The following is a 20227-nucleotide window of genomic DNA, read 5'->3' on the forward strand; positions in this document are numbered from 1 at the left end:
ATGCAAAAGTAGCCATAACGGCATTCATTTTATGAAGGAAAGTCAAAAAATAAGGTTAGGGATCTCCATTGGGGATATTAACGGCATTGGGTGCGAGGTAGCGCTCAAAACATTTGAAGATGCAAGAATGTTGGACTTTTGCACTCCGGTCATCTTTGCATCCAACAAAACTGTCTCCCAACAGATCAAGGATTTGGGAATCGACATCAAGTTCAATGGCGTTCGTGATGCCGAACAGGCCATTGAGGGCAAGATCAATATTGTGAATGTCTGGAAAGAGGTGCCTGCCATAACCTACGGAGAGGCCACCAAGGAAGGCGGTGAATATGCCATTAAATCGTTACGGGCCGCTGTTGACGCACTCAAAGAGGACAAGATAGATGTCTTGGTCACTGCGCCCATCAACAAGAACAACATACAATCGGAAGACTTCAATTTTCCGGGCCATACGGACTTTCTCGCCAGAGAATTGAAGGGAGAAAGCCTCATGTTTATGGTCACCAACTCCCTTCGTGTGGGATTGCTTACCGATCATATTGCGGTAAAGGATGTGGCCGAGGCCATTACCCCAAAATTGATTCGTGATAAGGTGATGACCATGGAAAAATCACTAAAAATGGATTTTGGCATTCGTCGCCCCAAAATTGCCCTTTTGGGCATCAATCCGCATAGCGGCGACAACGGAACCATTGGCGAAGAAGATGACAAGATTTTAAAGCCCACCATAAAAGAATTGTTCAACAAAGGGGTTTTGGTTTACGGCCCATACTCCGCCGACAGCTTCTTTGGGTCCAAAAACCACGAGAGTTTCGATGCCATTTTAGCTGCCTATCATGATCAGGGTCTCATTCCGTTCAAAACGCTTTCCTTTGGAAAAGGGGTCAATTACACCGCCGGACTGGACAAGGTGAGAACCTCCCCAGATCATGGCACGGCCTACGAAATCGCTGGAAAAGGCAAGGCTGACGAGAGTTCTTTTAAGGAAGCGGTGTTTACCGCCATACAGGTTTTCAGAAATAGAACAGAATACTTGGAATTGACCAAAAACCCCCTGCAAAAGCAGAAAATTAAGCGCGGGGGTTAAAAAGTTGACTGCATTTTGGATATTTGTTGTAGCTAGAATTGCAGTTTTGTAAATTAGTAGTATCTTTGCACCCGCCTTTAAAGGCTGGTACACAATCCTTAAGTGTAGAAATGATGAAGCTGAAAGAGTTTTTTATCCCTTTTTCAGGTCTGAAGTTGGGAAAACATAAATTTGTGTACGAGATTGATGATGCGTTCTTTGAATCTTTTGACTACCAAGAATTTAACGGGGCCTCCGTCAACATAAGTGCTGTTCTGGAAAAGATGAGCACCATGATGGAACTCGAAATGAAAGCAACCGGCACCATAAATGTGGATTGCGATCTAACAGGCGAGTCCTATGACCAGCCCATCGATTCGGATTTGAAACTTGTCGTCAAGTTTGGCGAAGAGTACAACGACGAAGACGATGAAATTTTGATCATTCCGCATGGAGAACACCAATTCAACATAGCCCAATACATTTATGAAATGTTGGTGCTAGCTGTTCCCCAGAAAAGAGTACATCCCGGAGTTGAGGACGGAACCTTGCAATCGGACATCTTGGACAAACTGGAAGAGTTGCAGCCAAAAGAGCAAAAAGAACCATCGGAAAAAACAGACCCAAGGTGGGACGATTTAAAAAAGTTACTAACGGATAAATAGGTTTATAATGGCACATCCTAAAAGAAAAACATCAAAAACCAGAAGGGACAAAAGAAGAACCCACTACAAAGCAGTTGCGCCAACAATTGCCAAGGACTCCACAACAGGTGAAATGCACTTGTTCCACAGAGCTCACTGGCATGAAGGCAAATTGTACTACAGAGGTCAGGTTTTGATTGACAAAACAGAAGAGGAAACTGCGGCTTAAGCGCAAATCCCTTGTAATAAAGCAACTCCCGTTGAATTTTTAACGGGAGTTTTTTTATGGACCCTTCTTAACACCCAAAAACGGTTAATTTTACCGATAAAGTCATATAAAATGACTAATTTTCACCGCTTTTGGGTCAAATTTCAATCCTTTTGACAATAAAGAGAGGCTAAAATGAAGAAAACAACGGCAGCAATAACAGCTGTAGGAGGATACGTTCCCGATTTTGTACTTTCCAATAAAGTGTTGGAAACCATGGTCGATACCAACGACGAGTGGATCACCACCCGAACCGGGATCAAGGAACGGAGAATCTTAAAAGAAGAAAATGCAGGAACATCTTTTATGGCGATCAAAGCCGCAGAAGATCTTCTTCAAAAGAGGGGAATTGAAGCCTCGGAAATAGATTTTGTTTTGGTGGCCACCGCCACTCCCGATATGCCCGTTGCAGCAACAGCTGCCTACGTCGCTTCGGAAATTGGAGCTGTAAACGCCTTTGCGTACGATCTTCAGGCGGCCTGTTCCAGTTTTTTGTATGGGATGTCTACCGCGGCCAGCTACATCGAATCCGGCAGATATAAAAAAGTATTGGTCATTGGGGCCGACAAAATGTCCTCCATCATTGATTATACCGATAGGACCACCTGTATCATTTTTGGTGACGGCGCTGGAGCTGTGCTTTTTGAACCCAACGAAGAAGGATTAGGGCTTCAGGACGAGTACCTCCGTTCCGATGGTATCGGGCGGCAGTTCTTAAAAATTGATGCCGGAGGCTCCATATTGCCTGCATCCGAGGAAACCGTCAAAAACAAACAACACTTCGTTTACCAAGATGGGAAATCCGTCTTTAAATTTGCCGTTTCAAACATGGCCGATGTTTCGGCATTGATCATGGAGCGGAACAACTTGACCAAGGACGATGTGCACTGGTTGGCGCCACATCAGGCCAATAAACGCATTATCGATGCCACCGCAAACCGAATGGGTGTAGAGGCGGATAAGGTAATGATCAACATTGACCGTTATGGTAATACCACATCGGCAACACTCCCCTTGTTGTTGCACGATTACGAAAAACAATTGAAAAAAGGAGACAATATTATTTTCGCCGCCTTTGGTGGTGGTTTTACATGGGGTTCCATTTATTTGAAATGGGCCTATAATTCTTAATCACACAACTAACTAAATTATATTCCATGGACATTAAGGAAATTCAAAGTTTAATCAAGTTTGTCGCCAAGTCGGGCGCCAGCGAGGTGAAGTTGGAAATGGAGGACATTAAAATCACCATTCGAACGGGAAGCACAAGCTCTGGCTCGCCCGAAACCACCATTGTTCAACAAATCCCAGTGCCCCAGGCTACAACAGCTGCCGCTCCGGCACCACAGGCACCCGCAGCACAAGAAGCCACTGCTCCGGCACCGGCCGATTCCAAAAAAGCAGATGATGATTCCAAATACATCACCATCAAGTCGCCCATTATTGGAACATTCTACAGAAAACCCTCCCCGGACAAGCCGCCGTTTGTTGAGGTAGGAACTTCCATCAGTAAAGGTGATGTACTTTGTGTGATAGAGGCGATGAAACTCTTCAACGATATCGAATCCGAAGTTTCCGGAAAGATTGTAAAGATCTTGGTTGATGATTCCTCACCAGTGGAGTTTGACCAACCATTATTCTTGGTAGACCCATCGTAGCGAATTTTAAATGATCGTTTTTGGGGCCGTTGGTTTCCAAAATCATTTAAGATTTAGAATTCCTAACTTAAGATTGTGTTCTATGTTTAAAAAAATATTGATAGCAAATAGGGGCGAAATTGCCTTGCGGATCATCAGGACCTGCAAGGAAATGGGCATAAAAACGGTAGCCGTTTACTCCAAGGCCGACGAGGAAAGTCTTCATGTCCGATTTGCCGACGAAGCAGTATGTATAGGGCCTGCGCCCAGTAGTGAGTCGTATTTGAAGATTCCAAACATCATCGCTGCTGCCGAAATCACCAATGCCGATGCCATTCACCCTGGTTATGGGTTCCTATCCGAAAACTCCAAATTCTCCAAGATCTGTGCCGAGCATGATATCAAATTTATTGGTGCCTCCGGCGAACAAATTGATAAAATGGGAGATAAGGCCACGGCCAAGGAAACCATGCGGAAAGCTGGTGTACCTACCGTTCCCGGTTCGGAAGGTCTATTGAAAGATGTTGCCCACGCCAAAAAAGAGGCAAAAAAGATGGGGTATCCCGTAATGATCAAAGCCACCGCCGGTGGTGGAGGTAAAGGGATGCGTGCCATTTGGTCTGAAGATCAAATGGAGAAAAACTTCAACAGTGCCGTTACCGAAGCAACAGCTGCTTTTGGAAATGGCGGAATGTACATGGAAAAACTGATTGAAGAGCCCCGACATATTGAAATCCAAGTTGTGGGAGATCAATACGGAAAAGCATGCCACTTGTCGGAAAGGGATTGCTCCGTGCAACGTAGGCACCAAAAGTTGACCGAGGAGACACCTTCTCCTTTTATGACGGACAAGCTTCGTGAAGATATGGGCAAGGCCGCGGTAAAAGCTGCGGAATTTATCAAATATGAGGGTGCGGGAACCATTGAGTTTTTGGTGGACAAACACCGAAACTTCTATTTTATGGAGATGAATACCCGTATCCAAGTGGAGCACCCAATTACCGAGCAGGTGGTGGACTACGATTTGATTCGGGAACAGATTTTGGTAGCCGGTGGAGTACCTATTTCAGGAAAAAACTACTATCCAAAATTACACTCCATCGAGTGCCGCATCAACGCGGAAGACCCTTACAACGACTTTAGGCCATCTCCAGGGAAGATTACCACCTTGCATACTCCAGGCGGACATGGCGTGCGTTTGGATACCCATGTGTACAGCGGTTATATGATTCCGCCGAACTACGATTCGATGATTGCGAAGTTGATTACTACCGCCCAGACCCGGGAAGAGGCCATCAATAAAATGAGAAGAGCTTTGGACGAGTTTGTGATCGAGGGAATCAAGACCACCATTCCGTTCCATCGTCAATTGATGGACCATCCTGATTATTTGGCTGGAAATTATACCACCAAATTCATGGAGGACTTTAAAATGGACCCAAAGTATAAAGAAGAACATTAATTTGAACCCCGATTTATCGGGGTTTTTTAGTTATGGAATTGAGTTATTGGGAACATAAAAGTTGGTTTTCCGATGTGGATTTCACCATCGTTGGAAGCGGCATCGTTGGACTCAACTGTGCCATCAGCCTAAAGGAAAAATATCCCAAATCCAATATCCTAATCCTGGAAAAAGGCAGTCTGCCGCAAGGGGCAAGCACCAAAAATGCAGGTTTTGCCTGTTTTGGAAGTGTTTCCGAAATCTTGTCCGATCTAAACCATCATACGGAAGAAGAAGTGGTGCAACTGGTCCAAAAGCGCTGGAATGGGATTCAACGGCTACGGAATTTGCTGGGGGATAAGGCCATCGATTTCCAATTGCTGGGCGGACACGAGCTTTTCCCGTTGGACAAACCAGACTTTTACGAAAAGTGTTTACAGTCTCTTCCTTATCTCAACAATCTATTGGAACCCGTTTTTGGGCAAAAGCCATTTAAGGCCACCGAGAATAGTTTCCATTTTGAAAACATTCAGCAGAAATACCTCACGCATCAACTGGAAGGCCAATTGGATACAGGTAAAATGATGCGTTCCCTCATTTATAAATGTACTGCCATGGACATTCCCATTTTAAATGGGATAACGGTTCATGATATCGAGCAACTCAACCAGGGCGCCTTGATTCGAACAACGGATTTTGAGTTTGTGTCCAAAAAGGTGTTTGTCGCCACCAATGGGTTTGCGTCAAAACTTTTAAAATCGGAAACTGTGCAACCGGCACGCGCCCAGGTATTGATTACCGAGCCCATCAAAAACTTGCCCATAAAGGGAACCTTCCATTTTGATGAAGGCTATTATTATTTCAGAAATATAAATGATCGTATTCTGTTTGGCGGTGGACGCAATCTTGATTTTAAGACTGAGGAGACCATGATGTTTGGACAAACCGAAATCATCCAACAAAAATTGGAGTCTCTTCTCCGTGAAATGATCTTGCCAAATCAATCCTTTCAAATTGAGCGGTGTTGGAGTGGCATTATGGGTGTGGGTGCGCAAAAGTCGCCCATCGTCAAGCAAATCTCCAATTCCATTGCCTGCGGCGTACGCTTGGGCGGAATGGGAGTTGCTCTCGGTAGCCTAGTTGGCCAAGAGTTGGCAGAGCTGGCAGATTAAACCATTCTCCCGTCCAGCAAATTGATGATTCTGGAACCATACTCCGCGTTCTTTTCCGAGTGTGTGACTTGAATAATGGTTACCCCTTCCTCGTTCAATTGCTTAAATAGTTCCATGATTTCCGCGCCCTGTTTGGAATTCAAGTTGCCCGTAGGTTCATCGGCCAAAATCAACTTTGGGTTGGCGATCAAAGCTCGGGCCACACCCACCAATTGTTGTTGTCCTCCGCTCAGCTGTGCAGGAAAAAGGTCCTTTTTGCCCACAATGTTAAAACGGTCCAGCATATCGGCCACCATAGCCTTCCGTTCCGAACCCTTGATTTTTTTATAAATCAAAGGCATTTCCAAATTTTCCTGTACAGTTAGGTCGTCCAATAAGTGGTAGGATTGAAATACAAAGCCGATGTATTGCTTGTACAGATTGGAACGGTGTTTTTCTTTGAGGGAATGGACCGATTCGTCCAAAAAATTATACTGTCCTTCATCAAAGGTGTCCAACATCCCGATGACATTGAGCAAGGTAGATTTTCCCGACCCCGAAGGCCCCATTACAGAGATAAACTCTCCTTGTTCCACCTGTAAATTGATGTCTTTAAGCAAAAAAATACGCTGGCCCCCAGAGTTGACCCATTTGAATATGTTGTTGAGTTGTAGAAGCATGTGTTAGTGTTATTCGGTTCGTAAACTGTTAACTGGATTTGCAGAAGCCGCTTTGACGGTTCTAGACCCTATTGTGATAAAGGCAATGAGGCCCGCCAATAGACCTGAACCAATGAAAAACAATGGACTAAGGTTAACGTGCGACGAATAGTCTTGCAACCATTCATTTAGAAAATACCAAGCTATGGGGGTTGCAATGATAAAGGCTATACCAACCAACTTTAAAAAGTCCTTGGTCAGCAGTAGAGTTACCGAAGAAACACTTGCCCCTACAACCTTGCGTACTCCTATTTCCTTGGTGCGCTGCGCTACTACGAGCATGGAAATGGCAAAAAGACCCAAACAACTCAGGATGATTCCCAAAATACTGCCACTGGTAATAATGGTTGCCATGTTCTTTTCCCTTCTAAAGGTTCGGTCTACGTTTTCATCCAAAAATGAGCCCAAAAATTCAGCTTGTGGTTCAATCTTCTCCCAAGCCGATTTGATGGCTTCAAAGGAACTGGCAGGATTCTGTGGTGCAATTTTGACATAGGCATAATACAGGTCCCAATCCTTGTTCATAAACAGGGTGAGGGGCTCCACCTCTTTTTTGACATCTTGAAAGTTGTAATCCTTTATGACTCCTATCACCGAATAGGTGACGGAATCATCCATGGGAATCCGAATGGACAAAGGGTCTTCCTCTCCCAATTGTTTGGCCATGCTTTCATTGATGACCAAGCTTAAACTGTCGGTGCTGAATTCGCGGTTGAACATTCGGCCGGATTTGAGCTCAATATCCAAGGTTTTGGCATAATCATAATCCACCGTCAAGGCATTAGTGAATATTCCTTTTCCCTTGTAATCAAAGCCCATGGCACTGCTGGAAAGACTTCCATCCTTACCAAGACCTAAGTTATTATCAGCGCCGGAAACGCTCAAAATGTTCGGGTGTTGCGACAGTTCATCACGCAAGAGTTCCAATACCGCATAACTATCCTTTCTCCCGTTCAAAGGAATGGAAACGACCTGTTCCTTGTTGTAGCCCAAGTCCTTGTTTCGCATAAATTCCAACTGCCCGTGAAGGACCAAGGTACCGCTGATCAGCATTATGGCAATCACAAATTGAAGCACAATCAGTCCGTTGCGCAAGCGGTTCTTGCCCAAATCCAACTTGCCCTTTAACGCCCTTAGAGTACTTAATTTACTCATAAGCAGTGCTGGATATCCTCCTGCAATCAAGGTGATTCCAAAAATGGCCAGTGCAAATATTCCTATAATTTCCGGTTGGGTTACCTCAGCAAAAGTGGCCTTGGTATTGAACAACGTCTTAAATGGATCTATAAGGATATTGCTCACCACAAGACCCAGTCCTATGGAAAGTAAAAATACGATCACGCTTTCCATCCAAAACTGAAAAAACAACTGTTTTTTGACTGCCCCTAGGGTCTTACGCATCCCTATTTCTTTTAGCCTTTTTTCGCTGAGTGCAATGTTCATATTGATGAAATTGGCACAAACGATAAATATGATCACCAGTGCCACCCCCAAAATAAGGTAAGGGAATGTACGTGCAGTCTCTGCGCGCCCTTCCCTGTAGTTTACAAAGTGCATATCGGTTATGGGCAATAGGTGTAGTTGTTTAAATTGGCCGTTCACATCGGGTGTGGCTCCATCCCGTTGGGCACTTTCAATGCTGCCTGCGTAATGAAGATTCACAAATTCCCTTGTACTTTGCTCAAATTGCTCCGTTGTGATGCCTTCCTCCAATTGCAAATACACTGGAAAAAACTGAGAATTCCACTCGTCCTTGTTGGCTTCGAATTCTGGATGGTTCTCAAATGGAATCACGATATCAAAATCCATACTGCTGTTGGCAGGGGTATCCTCCAAAATGGCTGCCACGGTAAACGGACGCTCTTCCCCCCCTATCTTCACTTGAATGGTCTCGCCCAATGCATCGAGTGTTCCAAACGTTTTCTGGGCGGTCTCCTCAGTGATGGAAACCGAGTTTTTGTTGGGCAAAGGATTTTCTTCATTGCCCTCTAAGACCGGGTAGGTGAACATTTGGAAAAATTCCGCGTCCACAAATTCCGCGTCCAAGCTTAGATCTTTCTCTTTGTAGGAAATCAAAGCATCCTCGCTCAATGACCTTGCGATGTGCTTTATGCCCGGCACTTCATCTTTGAGAGCAGCGGCCAACGGAACCGGATTGGACGTGCTCACCTCCACTCCCCTTGGCGTCTGGCTTGAGAGATACAATTGAAAGGTGTTGTCTTTGTTCTCATGGAACTGATCAAACGAAAGTTCGAACAAGGCTGTCATGGACAATAAGATGGCTACCGCAAAGGCACAGGTCAGCCCAATAATGTTGGCAATACTAAAGGTTTTGTTCTTGATCAAATTTCTCCAGGCAATTTTCAGATAGTTTTTGAGCATAGCTTTCATTTTTTGATTGATGATAGATGGACCTATTCGTTTCTTAAACTTTTTACCGGATTTACAACGGCAGCTTTTATGCTTTGATAGCTCACCGTTAGCAGCGCAACGCCTACCGCCATAAGTGCGGATAGCGCAAAAATCCACCACGGAATATCGATACGGTACGAGAAATCCTGAAGCCATCTATCCATGGCGTACCAACCCAAGGGCAGTGCAATGACCACGGCCAATCCCACTAACTTTAGAAAATCAACGGACAAGCGATAAACAATTTGGCCTACGCCAGCTCCCAGCACCTTTCGAACCCCGATTTCCTTTACCCGCTTTTGCGCGTTGAAGGTGGCAAGGCCCAACAAGCCCAAACACGCTATGATGATGGACAACAATGTGAAAATCATAAAAATCTCTCCTAACCGCTGTTCAGCCTCGTAGCTTGCGTTGAAGGAGTCATCCATAAAATAATGGTCAAATGGCTGTGTCGGGGCCATCTGTCTCCAAATATTCTCTATTTCGGCAATGGATTGAGTCACGTCTCCGCCATTTAGCTTTATGGCCAAATTACTGGCAAATTCCCCGCCGTGGAAGAGCGCCAATGAGCCCACCTCATCCCTAAGGGTTTCGTAATGAAAGTTTTTCACCACCCCTATCACTGTCGACAAATTACCTCCACCTTCCAGACCACCAACAAATTGGGTGCCTATGACGCTTTCTGGGGTTTTTCCCAAAACAGCTACTGCCTTTTCATTCAAGATGACCGCCGAAGAGTCGGTGGCAAACCTATCCAGGTCAAAAGTTCTCCCTGAAATCAAAGAAAGGTTCATTGTGGATAGGTAATCTTCATCCACCTCCCATTGTTGCATATTGATGGATTTCTCTTGACTACGGTCTTCCGCCAACAAATAGGTCCCGCTGCTTCTTGCAGAGGGTGTTGGCAAGTTACTGCTCAAGGTAGCATGGTTTACTTGGCTTATTCGAAGTACGGCATCTTTGAAGGCCTTCTTTTTACCTTCCAAACTGTTAACCCCTCCTATCACCAGCACTTGGTTTTTTCCATATCCGAGGTCCTTACCCTGAATAAAGCGCAACTGTTGAAATACGGTCAACGTACCCATGATCAGAAACACGGAAATACTAAATTGAAAAATTACCAAGGCGTTTCTCACCCTGGCTCCTCCAATGGAATTGTCCCCTTGGCCCTTGAGCACTTTGGCTGCCACAAAACGGGACATGAAAAACGCGGGATAACTGCCGGAAAACAACCCCAAAACCAAGGCTGCGACGAGTAAAATCAACCAGAAAAATGGATTGGAATAGGGTATGGATAGCTCTTTCCCTGCTAAATCGTTATAAAAGGGCATGGCGACAGATGCAATAACGATGGCAAACAGTAAGGAACCCACGGCAATGAGCCCGGATTCAGTTAAAAACTGCCCTATCAAACCGCTTCGTTGCGAGCCTAAGGTTTTTCGAATACCAACTTCCTTTGATCGTTTTAGGGAATGTGCCGTGGACAGGTTCATAAAGTTTACACTGGCCAAGACCAACAAAATAATGGCGATAGCCCCAAGAATGTATACATTTTTGATGTCGCTCACCGTGCTGAACTCAGGGCTTCGTCCAGAATGCAAATGAATATCCGTTAATGCAATGGTGGAGTAGTTTACATAGTTGCCGGAATCCAAAAATTGCTGTTCCGTAATTCCTGGGAAAAACCGTTGTGCATAAGGAATCAGGTATTTCCCGACCATGGCCTGCATTTCATCTTGAATATCCGAACCCGAAGCACCCGGAACAAGCTTTACAAAGGTGTAGTAATTATGGTTTCCCCACTCGGCAAGTTGGGCATCTTCATACCCTGACATTGCCAAGAAAATAGGTTTGTCCCTGAAAATGGAGTTTTTGGGCAAATCTTCCATCACTCCCGTTACGGTATACACCTCTTGATCGTTGATCATCAAGGTTTTTCCAATAGCTTGGTCAACAGGGAAATGTTTTTCGGCAGCGGTTCGCGTCATGATCATGGTGTTCGGCTCCACCAACGCCGTGCGTTCATCCCCATGCAACAATTGTATGCCGAACATCTTGAAAAAAGTGGAGTCGGCATACGCTATCTGGTGCTCGCGTACATTGTCCGTAGCATCTTGCAAACGAATGGAAATACTCCCTATGTTCCTGAAACGTGTAGCCAATTCTACCTCTGGAATATCATTTACCAATGCTTGGGCCATGGGTGCCGATACTTCAGCCGTTTCTTCTTCCGCTCCGCCAAATTTCATATCGGAATTAATCCGATAGATGCGGTCGGCATCCACGAACATTTTGTCGTGGCTCAAATCGTCATAAATGTACAGTCCGAGCAAAAGCCCACCAGTCATTCCAATCGCTAATCCAAATATGTTGAGAAATGTGAAGAATGGCTGCTTTTTAAGGCTTCTCCATGCTATTTTGATGTTGTTCTTGAACATGATCTTCGTTTTTTGATGTTGACTACTCCGTTCTTAGGCTACGGGCTGGGTTCGATTTTGCTGCCCTAATGGCCTGAAAGCTCACTGTAAGGATGGTTACGGCTAAGGCTCCCAGCATGGCCAAGGCAAAAATCCACCACTTGAGAATTACCCGATAGGGATATTCCTGCAGCCAGCCGTTCATCACATAATAGGCGATGGGAACTGCAATAAAGCAGGAGATGATCACCAATTTTAAGAAGTCTTTGGACAGCATATTCCACACATTGAACACCGAAGCTCCGAGCACTTTGCGAACTCCGATTTCCTTGGTGCGCTGCTCCGCAACGAAGGAGGTCAGACCAAACAGTCCCAAACAACTGATCAGAATGGCCAAGGCGGTAAATATTCCTGATAATCTTCCTATCCGTTCTTCTGCCGCGAACTTTTCCCCGTACTCTTGGTCCACAAAGTCGTATTGAAATGGGATATCGGGAAAATGTTCCTTGAAAACCCTTTCTATTACCGCCAAATTCTGGCTGGCACTTTGTGATGGGTTCAATCTCATGTTGTAGTAGGAACCATTTTCGTGTTTATCAAAAACGTACATGCCCTGTTTTACTGGCTCGTAGGGCGACTGCGCAATCATATCTTGCACCACGCCAATAATCTTCAAAGGCGGGGAAGGGTCTTCCTCATCATCCTTGATAAATTTACCGATGGGGTTCTCCAGTCCCATGTATTTTACCGCGGTTTCGTTGAGCAATACGGCATTGGAGTCCGATGGAAATTCCCTCGAGAAATCCCTGCCCTGCACAATCTTCAAGTTCAGGCTTTTGGCGTATTCGGGTGACACCTCGGTCCAAGCTAAATCTTCTTGGAAACCTTCCGGCTTGCCTTCCCAGACGAATCCACTGCGGTTGGACCAAATATTTGTGGTTGGGGCACTGGAGGTGGACATTTCCACCACGGCTCCCGATGCGATGAATTCGTCCCGCATCAATTCAAATTTCCCCTGAAAATCTTGGCTCATCGTAGGTATCTGCACCAATCCTTCCTTATCATAGCCGATGGGTCTGTTTTTTGCGTAATTGATTTGCTGCATTACGATTACAGTGCCGATAATAAAGGCTACGGAGACGGTAAATTGTAGTACCACCAATATTTTACGGGGCAGTCCCGAGTGTTTTCCTGCTTTAAAAGTTCCCTTTAATACTTCAACCGGTCTAAATGAAGACAAGTAGAGCGCCGGATAGCTGCCTGCCAGTAAAGCGGTAAATAGTACGAACCCTAATGATGCGGCCCAAAAACCAACGGAAGACCACGGAAAATCGATATCCTTTCTGGCCAATTCATTGAAGCCATTGAGGGATAGTACCACAATAACCACCGCAATCAAAAATGCCAACAGGACCACAACAAACGATTCTCCCAAAAACTGATTGATCAATTGGCTTCGCTGCGAACCGATGGATTTTCTAATACCGACTTCTTTCGCCCTTTTTTCGGAACGGGCTGTGCTCAGATTCATGAAGTTGATACAGGCCAATAAGAGGACAAACGCTCCAATGATTCCAAATAGCCACACATATTTGATTCTTCCACCGACTTGCTGTCCATTTTCAAAGCGCCCCCTTAAATGCCAATCCTGCATTGGAAAAAGAAACAACTCTGCATTAAATTCCTTGGAATTTTCGTTCAGTTCCTGCTTTACCTTCAAAATTTTAGCGGTAACGGACTCAAAACTGGTATTGTCCGAGATTTGGACAAACATTTGAAACGAATTGTTGCCCCACTGATCTTCGGCATTCTTGATCCACTCGTTCACGGAAACATATTTATCCCAAGGCATGATAAATTCTGCATCATTGAACGAATTATTGAAGGGGATATCCCCGTACACCGCGGTCACCATCATATCGTATTGGCTGTTCACCTTTACGGTTTTTCCGATGGGGTCTTCATCCCCAAAAAGTGCCTTAGCGGTAGACTCACATAGCATGATGGAGTTGATTTCGCGAACACCGTCCTTTTCGCCTTTTAATATGTTGAGGTCCAACATGTCGGGAGCCTCACGCTGCATAAAGTTCCCTGTTCTGGAAATGCTGGTTTCTTTATACTTTAGGTATTGGGAAGTGTTCCAAGAGGACATGACCAAATGCTGGAAATTGTCCATATAGCTTTCTCGCAAGGCTTTCTCCAAAGGACGTGGAATAGCGGGCCCTGTGCCCGTTTCACCATTGAATGTCTGCGATTGGAACACTTGCGCTATCTGGTTCTTATGGGTAAAGTAATCGTTATGGCTCAGCTCGTCGTTGATCCACAAACCAATAATCAGGGTAACGGCCATCCCAATGGCCAATCCGCCCACGTTGATGATGGTGTAACCCTTATTCTTTGAAAGGTTCCTCCAAGCTATTTTTAGATAATTCTTGAACATGGTTTTCGTTTTTTTGATTGATTTATTCCGTTCGCAAGCCTTTGGTGGGCTTCAAGAGCGCCGCCCCAATGGATTGATAGCTAATGGTTACAATCGCTACGCCGAGCGCTATAAGTGCCGCCAGGGAAAATATTTCCCAGCCTATGTTGATGTGGTATGCAAATCCTTCCAACCACCGGTTCATCAAATACCAACCAATAGGAATCGCAATTCCGATGGAAATAAGGATCAGCTTTAAAAAATCGAGGGTGAGCAATTGGTATATGTTCTTGAACGGTGCTCCCAAAACCCGGCGGATACTGATCTCCTTTCTGCGCTGTTCCACCATAAAGGCCGAGAGGGCAAAAAGTCCCAAACAGGCCACAAGAATGGCAAAAAGGGCAAAACTGTTAAAGATGCTTCCCATACGTTGCACATCGGCATGCATTTGGGCGAACTCTTCTTCCAAAAAGGTGTAGTTCATCGCTTGGTTGGGAATCGTACGGTTCCACACCTGCTCCACCGAGGCCAGTGCTTCTGCAGGATTTCCCTTTTCCAATTTTATGGAAACGGCTCCTACATCTTTCCCAATGACCAACGACAATGACGAAATATCCTCTTTTAAAGACTTAAAGTGAAAGTCCTCGATTACCCCAATAATGGTAAATACTTGGCTGTTATTGTCCAATTTCTTGCCGATGGGATCTTTCAATCCCAGTTCGGAGGCCATTTTGCTGTTGATTACAATGGAGTTGATGGAATCATAGGCATATTCTTTGGAGAAGTTCCTCCCTTTTTCCAGCTGAATTCCTAGGGTTTCGATATAATCATAATCGACACGCCATTTTTGTGCAGGCACACCCCTTCCGCCATCATCCTGACCGTCCACCATAAAAGTGTTGCCGTTTCTGCTCCCACCATCAATGGGCAAATAATTGGTGGCTGTTACACTCTTTACTTGCGATAGTCCCTCCAATTGCTCCTTAAAAGCTTCCATTTTGTTCCCTAAGATGTTGGTTCCTTCCAACACGACCACACGCTCCTTATCATAGCCAAGTTCTTTGCTGACGATAAAATCCATCTGGCGATAAATGATCAAGGTGCCGATAATCAAAATGACCGAAGTGGTAAATTGAAATATGACCAATCCGCTGCGCAACCTTCCGCTTTTGCTGCCTACGCTCAGGGTTCCCTTTAAAACATTTACGGGCCTAAAGGCCGACAAATAGAAAGCGGGGTAGAGCCCTGCCAAAACCCCCACCAAAAGAGCGGCTACAAGCAGGATGGGAAGAAACCACCATTCGGACAAAGGCAGTTCCATGTTTTTGGCGGCTATTTGGTTGAAGGTAGGGAGTAGCACCCAGGCTAATCCAACACCCAAAACGAACGAAATGATGCTGAAAATCATCGATTCCGTGAGAAACTGCCCCACCAAATTGTTGCGAAAGGCCCCGATGGTTTTTCGCAACCCCACCTCCTTGGCCCGATTCGCTGATTTGGCGGTGGAAAGGTTGATGAAGTTGATGATGGCCAACAACAGCACAAAAACGGCAATGGCCGCAAACAGCCAAACAAACTTAATGTCCCCGTGCTTTAGGCCATCCTGCATTTTAAGGTCGGATTTCAAATAAATATCGGTAACCGGTTGAAGCTTGTATTCCGCTGTTCTCAGCACATCGATAAAGTCGGCCGAACGCCCTCTTTTTATTTGGGCCGGAATGATATATTTTTCGACAATCAAGGACATTTTCTGTTCCAACGCCGGGATGTCCGTATTCGGGTTTACCAGTACGTAGGTAAAATAATTCTGGTTGGTCCAATTTTGATTCGTGTCCTCAATGGGCAACAAAAAGTCAAAATCCAAGTGCGAGTTCTCCGGCACATCTTCCATAATTCCCGTAACCGTGTAAGGCTTGGAGGTATCATTGTCCAAAAAAATGGTCTGCTGCAGGGCATCTCCGTTTGGAAAGTATTTATCCGCCTTGGAGCGAGACATCACAATACTGCTGGGTCGTGAAAGTGCCGTTTGGGGGTTGCCTTCATCCAGCTGGATTTCCAAGATATCAAAAGCCTCTTGATCGGCCAGAATAAAGTCCTCTTCAAAAGTGTTCTCGTTTTGTCCACTTACCCGCATTCCTCTTTTGCCAGCACCAAAAATCTCAATGGTATTGACTTTGCCCGCCTTGGTGATTTCTGGAAAATCGGATTGGAGCGCATCGGCAAAGGGCAATTGAAAATGGGTGCTCTTCATCACTTCGCCTTGGACCTCTCCTTGAAAAACCACCCGGTAGATCTGGTCCTTTTTTATATAGTGTTCATCATAACTGATTTCGTTTCGGATAAAAAGAGCGATCAAAAGGCAGGCGGCAATACCTACGGCAAAGCCTCCAATCTTGATAAACGTGAAGAGCTTGTCCTTTTTAATGGTCCTCCAGGCAATATTTAGGTGGTTTTTGAACATCTGATTGATTTGATTGTTTTTTGATTGACCCTTGGCTTCGACTACGCGCTCGGCAGAACTCGCTCAGGGCTGGTGAATAAACTCCTATACCATGCTTTTCAATGGTTTGTTTTGGCTTTCTGTTACAATTTGCCCGTCAAACAGGTTGATTACCCTGTGGGCGTAATGTGAATCATGATCGGAGTGGGTCACCATTACGATGGTAGTTCCTTCTTGGTTGAGTTCCGTTAACAGGTTCATCACCTCAATTCCGTTTTTGGAATCTAGGTTACCTGTGGGCTCATCCGCCAGGATCAGTTTTGGGTTCGTCACAACGGCTCTGGCAATGGCCACTCTCTGTTGTTGACCTCCAGACAGCTGTTGTGGAAAGTGCTTTTCCCTATGGGCGATTTTCATGCGCTCGAGTACCTTTTGTACTTTTTCCCTGCGCTCTGCCTTGTTCATTTTAAGGTAGATCAAGGGCAGTTCTACATTTTCGAATACGGTGAGCTCATCGATCAGGTTAAAGCTTTGGAACACAAAGCCCAAATTTCCTTTTCTCAACTGGGTGCGTTGGCTTTCTTTGAGTCCGCCCACTTCGTGGCCCGCAAAGTTATAGCTCCCTTCAGTAGGGTTGTCCAGCATACCGATAATGTTCAACAAGGTTGATTTTCCGCAACCGGACGGTCCCATAATGGCCACGAATTCGCCTTCTTCCACTTTGAGGTTCACCCCGTTGAGGGCCAAGGTCTCTACCTCCTCGGTGCGGAAGCTTTTTTTAAGGTTAGTAATCTGTATCATTTTTTGATGGTTGTTTTATAAAGACTATTCTATTTTAAGGATTGTTACAATTATATGGGTCATTGGAGCACGATTCGTTCCGCATCACCAAAACTGTCGTAGTTGCTAGTAATCACCTGTTCCCCGGGTTGAAGGCCCTCCAAGACCTCATAATATCTTGAGTTTTGCTTGCCCAAACGTACATTTCGTTTGATGGCCTCGTCCCCGTTGGGGTTGACCACAAATACCCATTGGCCCCCGGTACTCTGGAAGAAACCGCCCTTGGGCAACAATAAAGCATCGTTGGATTCGCCTAGCTGCAGTCGAATATTGTAACTCTGACCTGCACGGATGGTCTCAGGCCTGTCGTCCACAAAAACCAAATCTACACGGAACCTACCGTTCCTAACTTCGGGGTATACTTTGCGTAATCGCAGTTTGTATTCGTTGCCGTTGCGTTCCAAGACTGCCGAAAGATCTCTTTTTACCCTATCGATATAATGCTCATCAATATCGGCCTCGATCTTAAAATCGGTCAGTACGTTGATCTGTCCAATACGTTGGCCCTGGGATATGTTTTGACCGATTTCTGCGTCCAAAAAGCCCAACTGTCCGTCTGCTGGGGCCCGAACGTTCAAGTGATCCAAACGCTCGTACACCATGGACAAGGTTTTTTGCATCCTATCCAAGTCGGCATCCAAGCCTTTGAGTGAGGTTTCCCGCAGCTCATCGTCCTGCTCGGTCTGCAGTTTCACAATTTCATATTGCTTTTTGGCCAGTTCATAGTTTTCTTTGGACAGTAAATAGGCCTCTTTGGAAATCAATTCGTCCTGGTACAGCTCCTCGTTCTGTTCGTAGTTCCGCTTCAACCGTTGCAAATCATACTCGGCAGTGGCCAAAGACCGTCTTCCCTCCACTTGGCGGGAATCGAAAGTAAGTTTAGTGGAGCGTAAATCGTTTTGCTTGAGTGCCAAATTGCTCTCACTTGCCAAAATTTGCTCATAAAGGACCATGTTCTCCAACTTCAGGATAATGTCCCCTTTTTTGACCATCGAGCCCTCCTCTATCAATTTTTCGGAAACCCTTCCGCCCTCGTAGGCATCCATATAAATGGTTGCAATCGGGGCCACGTTGCCATTAATGGTGATATAGTCATCAAACTTTCCATCGGTCACCGTGGAAATCGACAAACGTTCCTTTTCCGTTCTGAAAGTGGACACCGAACTGGCAAAAATCAATTTGTAGCCCACAAACAACAGCAATATCCCTAGTGCGATATATCCATAATGCTTGGGTTGTAGTCCTTTTTTCTTTTCTAATTGTATATCCATGGTCGTTGTTAGTTGATATTAAAAATGGGCAGACCTCTATAAAAATCCAGTGTGCTATTATTGACCCGCAATCGGAGCTGGGCCTGTAAATTTTGATTTTGTGCGGTTGCGAACAAGTTTTTGGACTGTCTAAGTTCGATAGCGTTTATCATTCCCTTTTCGTAGCGTTTTTGAGCAATGGCAAAGGCAAGGGCCTGAGACTCCATTCCCTTTTGCGTTGTACCGTCTCCGCCATCAAAGCTTCGTGCTCTTGCACCAATTGTTGAATAATCTGATATAGCTCCTGCTCGGTAATTTTGGCATTGTTCTTTGCTCTTTCCAAAGCTATTTTCTGTTGCTTCACCCGGGAACGGCTGGCCCATCCACCAAATATTGGAACGTTCAGGGAAGCCCCAATAAATTTGAAGGTATTGTCACGTATTTGGTCCCTAAAAGGAATGGTAGTGCCCAAAGAGTCCCTTATGGTTTCAAAGTATCCGGTGCCGATTCCCCCCTGCAAGCTAATGGAAGGGTAAAGACCGCCTCGCGTTGCCGATAATTGTTTTGTTGCGGCCTTTACCCGAAATTCTTGTGCCTTTATCGACGGCATAAAATCTTTGGCGGCAACAAATATGGAGTCCGAAACCATAGCTTCAGTCTTTTCAAAAGAACCTGCCGCGATAAGTTCAGGCTGCAATTTGATATCGTTTTGGCCCTCAATGTTCATGGCTTGCAACAAGGTAAGCTTTGCCGCTTTCAACCTGTTCTCATTTTGGGTTAACGCTAAGCTGTCCGCATACAACAAGGATTCTGCCTCATATAAATCGGCCCCTGCCATCACCCCGAGTTCCACCTGCTTTTTGACCAAATCGTAATTGGTCTGGGATATTTGTACCTGCTCCTTCGCGATGTCGATAAGCCCTTGGATAAATTGGATGTCGTAATAGGCAGACATGACCCTAAAAGCCAATAAATACTTCTGCTGAAGACTTTCTTCTTGGGTCGCCTTGTACAAAAACTTAGAAGCCTTGATATTGTTTATTTTTTGGAACCCCTGAAAAAGGTCGAAGGACGATTGTAGGGAATAATTGTTGGAGAAGAATTCAGTATTCACAAAACTGTTGTTCTCTGGGTTGATCGATCTACCAAAATTTATGCTGTAATCGGCAAACCCGTTGATTATGGGCAACAGATTGCGGACAGATTGGCGATAGGACTCCTTGTTTGAATCAGTGTTCAGCTCAAAGTCATTGATTTGGAGATTGTTTTTTATGGCGTAGGCCACGCACTCATCCAATGTCCAGACTTGCTGAGCCGACACCACCGCGGATGCAAATAAAAGTAATGTTGTTATGTATGTTTTTAAATTCATAGTGATTTCCTGTGCCAAACTACTTTCCATTCTTATGCCAAAATATTTTTTGTCTGATAATCAGGTGTTTATGTGTAATTCCATATAAAATAATCCTTGCAGGTGTAAAAATTTTGTACAAAAAATGTCCAAATATTTTACAGTGACGCGGAGC

16 protein-coding genes are annotated in these 20227 nt (G+C 45.1%); 7 read left to right on the plus strand and 9 right to left on the minus strand.

The window, feature by feature from the left end; translation table 11 throughout:
• The first annotated feature begins 31 nt into the window (after positions 1–31).
• The 7 genes from pdxA (at position 32) to ABNE31_RS02475 (ending at position 6225) form a co-directional block, all read left to right on the plus strand.
• Entirely contained in the window at positions 32–1084 is a 1053-nt protein-coding gene (gene pdxA / locus ABNE31_RS02445; RefSeq protein WP_349352241.1) for a 4-hydroxythreonine-4-phosphate dehydrogenase PdxA, read from the plus strand.
• A gap of 110 nt (positions 1085–1194) precedes the next feature.
• The gene (locus tag ABNE31_RS02450; RefSeq protein WP_179383172.1) at positions 1195–1728 is read left to right on the plus strand and encodes a DUF177 domain-containing protein; all 534 of its coding nucleotides are present in this window, start codon (positions 1195–1197) and stop codon (positions 1726–1728) included.
• 7 nt (positions 1729–1735) lie between these two features.
• A complete protein-coding gene (gene rpmF / locus ABNE31_RS02455; RefSeq protein ID WP_014032589.1) occupies positions 1736–1936 on the plus strand; it encodes a 50S ribosomal protein L32 in 201 nt (66 codons plus the stop codon).
• Positions 1937–2110: 174 nt separating this feature from the next.
• Complete coding sequence (locus ABNE31_RS02460; RefSeq protein WP_349352242.1) at positions 2111–3106, plus strand: beta-ketoacyl-ACP synthase III; 996 nt, start codon at positions 2111–2113, stop codon at positions 3104–3106.
• 26 nt (positions 3107–3132) lie between these two features.
• Positions 3133–3633 carry an acetyl-CoA carboxylase biotin carboxyl carrier protein gene (gene accB, locus ABNE31_RS02465; protein ID WP_306012637.1) on the plus strand — a complete coding sequence of 167 codons (501 nt, stop codon included), beginning with the start codon at positions 3133–3135 and terminating at the stop codon, positions 3631–3633.
• An 82-nt stretch (positions 3634–3715) separates the two neighbouring features.
• Entirely contained in the window at positions 3716–5074 is a 1359-nt protein-coding gene (accC, locus tag ABNE31_RS02470; protein WP_349352243.1) for an acetyl-CoA carboxylase biotin carboxylase subunit, read from the plus strand.
• A gap of 32 nt (positions 5075–5106) precedes the next feature.
• The gene (locus ABNE31_RS02475) at positions 5107–6225 is read left to right on the plus strand and encodes an FAD-dependent oxidoreductase (protein WP_349352244.1); all 1119 of its coding nucleotides are present in this window, start codon (positions 5107–5109) and stop codon (positions 6223–6225) included.
• Here the strand turns inward: ABNE31_RS02475 and ABNE31_RS02480 are convergent.
• The 9 genes from ABNE31_RS02480 to ABNE31_RS02520 form a co-directional block, all read right to left on the minus strand.
• Positions 6222–6884 carry an ABC transporter ATP-binding protein gene (locus ABNE31_RS02480; protein WP_349352245.1) on the minus strand — a complete coding sequence of 221 codons (663 nt, stop codon included), beginning with the start codon at positions 6882–6884 and terminating at the stop codon, positions 6222–6224. The genes ABNE31_RS02475 and ABNE31_RS02480 overlap by 4 nt on opposite strands.
• A 9-nt stretch (positions 6885–6893) precedes the next feature.
• Positions 6894–9305, minus strand: a complete 2412-nt coding sequence (locus ABNE31_RS02485) for an ABC transporter permease (protein WP_349352246.1) — start codon at positions 9303–9305, stop codon at positions 6894–6896.
• A 32-nt stretch (positions 9306–9337) separates the two neighbouring features.
• On the minus strand, positions 9338–11773 hold the full coding sequence (locus ABNE31_RS02490) for an ABC transporter permease (RefSeq protein WP_349352247.1): 2436 nt from the start codon (positions 11771–11773) through the stop codon (positions 9338–9340).
• Positions 11774–11795: 22 nt separating this feature from the next.
• Positions 11796–14192, minus strand: coding sequence for an ABC transporter permease (locus tag ABNE31_RS02495; RefSeq protein ID WP_349352248.1), 2397 nt, complete (start codon positions 14190–14192; stop codon positions 11796–11798).
• Between the two features lie 22 nt (positions 14193–14214).
• Positions 14215–16632, minus strand: coding sequence for an ABC transporter permease (locus tag ABNE31_RS02500; RefSeq protein ID WP_349352249.1), 2418 nt, complete (start codon positions 16630–16632; stop codon positions 14215–14217).
• Positions 16633–16716: 84 nt separating this feature from the next.
• A complete protein-coding gene (locus tag ABNE31_RS02505; RefSeq protein ID WP_179383182.1) occupies positions 16717–17412 on the minus strand; it encodes an ABC transporter ATP-binding protein in 696 nt (231 codons plus the stop codon).
• A gap of 59 nt (positions 17413–17471) precedes the next feature.
• The gene (locus tag ABNE31_RS02510) at positions 17472–18722 is read right to left on the minus strand and encodes an efflux RND transporter periplasmic adaptor subunit (RefSeq protein WP_349352250.1); all 1251 of its coding nucleotides are present in this window, start codon (positions 18720–18722) and stop codon (positions 17472–17474) included.
• A gap of 8 nt (positions 18723–18730) precedes the next feature.
• Complete coding sequence (locus tag ABNE31_RS02515) at positions 18731–18874, minus strand: hypothetical protein (RefSeq protein ID WP_349352251.1); 144 nt, start codon at positions 18872–18874, stop codon at positions 18731–18733.
• Positions 18871–20103: a TolC family protein gene (locus ABNE31_RS02520; RefSeq protein ID WP_349352252.1), complete on the minus strand. Its 1233-nt coding sequence runs from the start codon at positions 20101–20103 to the stop codon at positions 18871–18873. Before ABNE31_RS02520 ends, ABNE31_RS02515 begins: the two co-directional genes overlap by 4 nt.
• Positions 20104–20227: the final 124 nt, after the last annotated feature.

The organism is Flagellimonas sp. MMG031, from assembly GCF_040112705.1.
Lineage (GTDB): Bacteria > Bacteroidota > Bacteroidia > Flavobacteriales > Flavobacteriaceae > Flagellimonas.

Excerpts from the sequence above, each read along its gene's own strand:
- pdxA (WP_349352241.1), top strand. The coding sequence starts at position 32 with ATGAAGGAAAGTCAAAAAATAAGGTTAGGGATCTCCATTGGGGATATT.
- ABNE31_RS02475 (WP_349352244.1), top strand. The coding sequence starts at position 5,107 with ATGGAATTGAGTTATTGGGAACATAAAAGTTGGTTTTCCGATGTGGAT.
- accC (WP_349352243.1), top strand. The coding sequence starts at position 3,716 with ATGTTTAAAAAAATATTGATAGCAAATAGGGGCGAAATTGCCTTGCGG.
- ABNE31_RS02450 (WP_179383172.1), top strand. The coding sequence starts at position 1,195 with ATGATGAAGCTGAAAGAGTTTTTTATCCCTTTTTCAGGTCTGAAGTTG.
- ABNE31_RS02495 (WP_349352248.1), bottom strand. The coding sequence starts at position 14,192 with ATGTTCAAGAATTATCTAAAAATAGCTTGGAGGAACCTTTCAAAGAAT.
- ABNE31_RS02520 (WP_349352252.1), bottom strand. The coding sequence starts at position 20,103 with ATGGAAAGTAGTTTGGCACAGGAAATCACTATGAATTTAAAAACATAC.
- ABNE31_RS02500 (WP_349352249.1), bottom strand. The coding sequence starts at position 16,632 with ATGTTCAAAAACCACCTAAATATTGCCTGGAGGACCATTAAAAAGGAC.
- ABNE31_RS02515 (WP_349352251.1), bottom strand. The coding sequence starts at position 18,874 with ATGATAAACGCTATCGAACTTAGACAGTCCAAAAACTTGTTCGCAACC.
- accB (WP_306012637.1), top strand. The coding sequence starts at position 3,133 with ATGGACATTAAGGAAATTCAAAGTTTAATCAAGTTTGTCGCCAAGTCG.
- ABNE31_RS02505 (WP_179383182.1), bottom strand. The coding sequence starts at position 17,412 with ATGATACAGATTACTAACCTTAAAAAAAGCTTCCGCACCGAGGAGGTA.
- ABNE31_RS02510 (WP_349352250.1), bottom strand. The coding sequence starts at position 18,722 with ATGGATATACAATTAGAAAAGAAAAAAGGACTACAACCCAAGCATTAT.
- ABNE31_RS02480 (WP_349352245.1), bottom strand. The coding sequence starts at position 6,884 with ATGCTTCTACAACTCAACAACATATTCAAATGGGTCAACTCTGGGGGC.
- ABNE31_RS02490 (WP_349352247.1), bottom strand. The coding sequence starts at position 11,773 with ATGTTCAAGAACAACATCAAAATAGCATGGAGAAGCCTTAAAAAGCAG.
- ABNE31_RS02460 (WP_349352242.1), top strand. The coding sequence starts at position 2,111 with ATGAAGAAAACAACGGCAGCAATAACAGCTGTAGGAGGATACGTTCCC.
- rpmF (WP_014032589.1), top strand. The coding sequence starts at position 1,736 with ATGGCACATCCTAAAAGAAAAACATCAAAAACCAGAAGGGACAAAAGA.
- ABNE31_RS02485 (WP_349352246.1), bottom strand. The coding sequence starts at position 9,305 with ATGCTCAAAAACTATCTGAAAATTGCCTGGAGAAATTTGATCAAGAAC.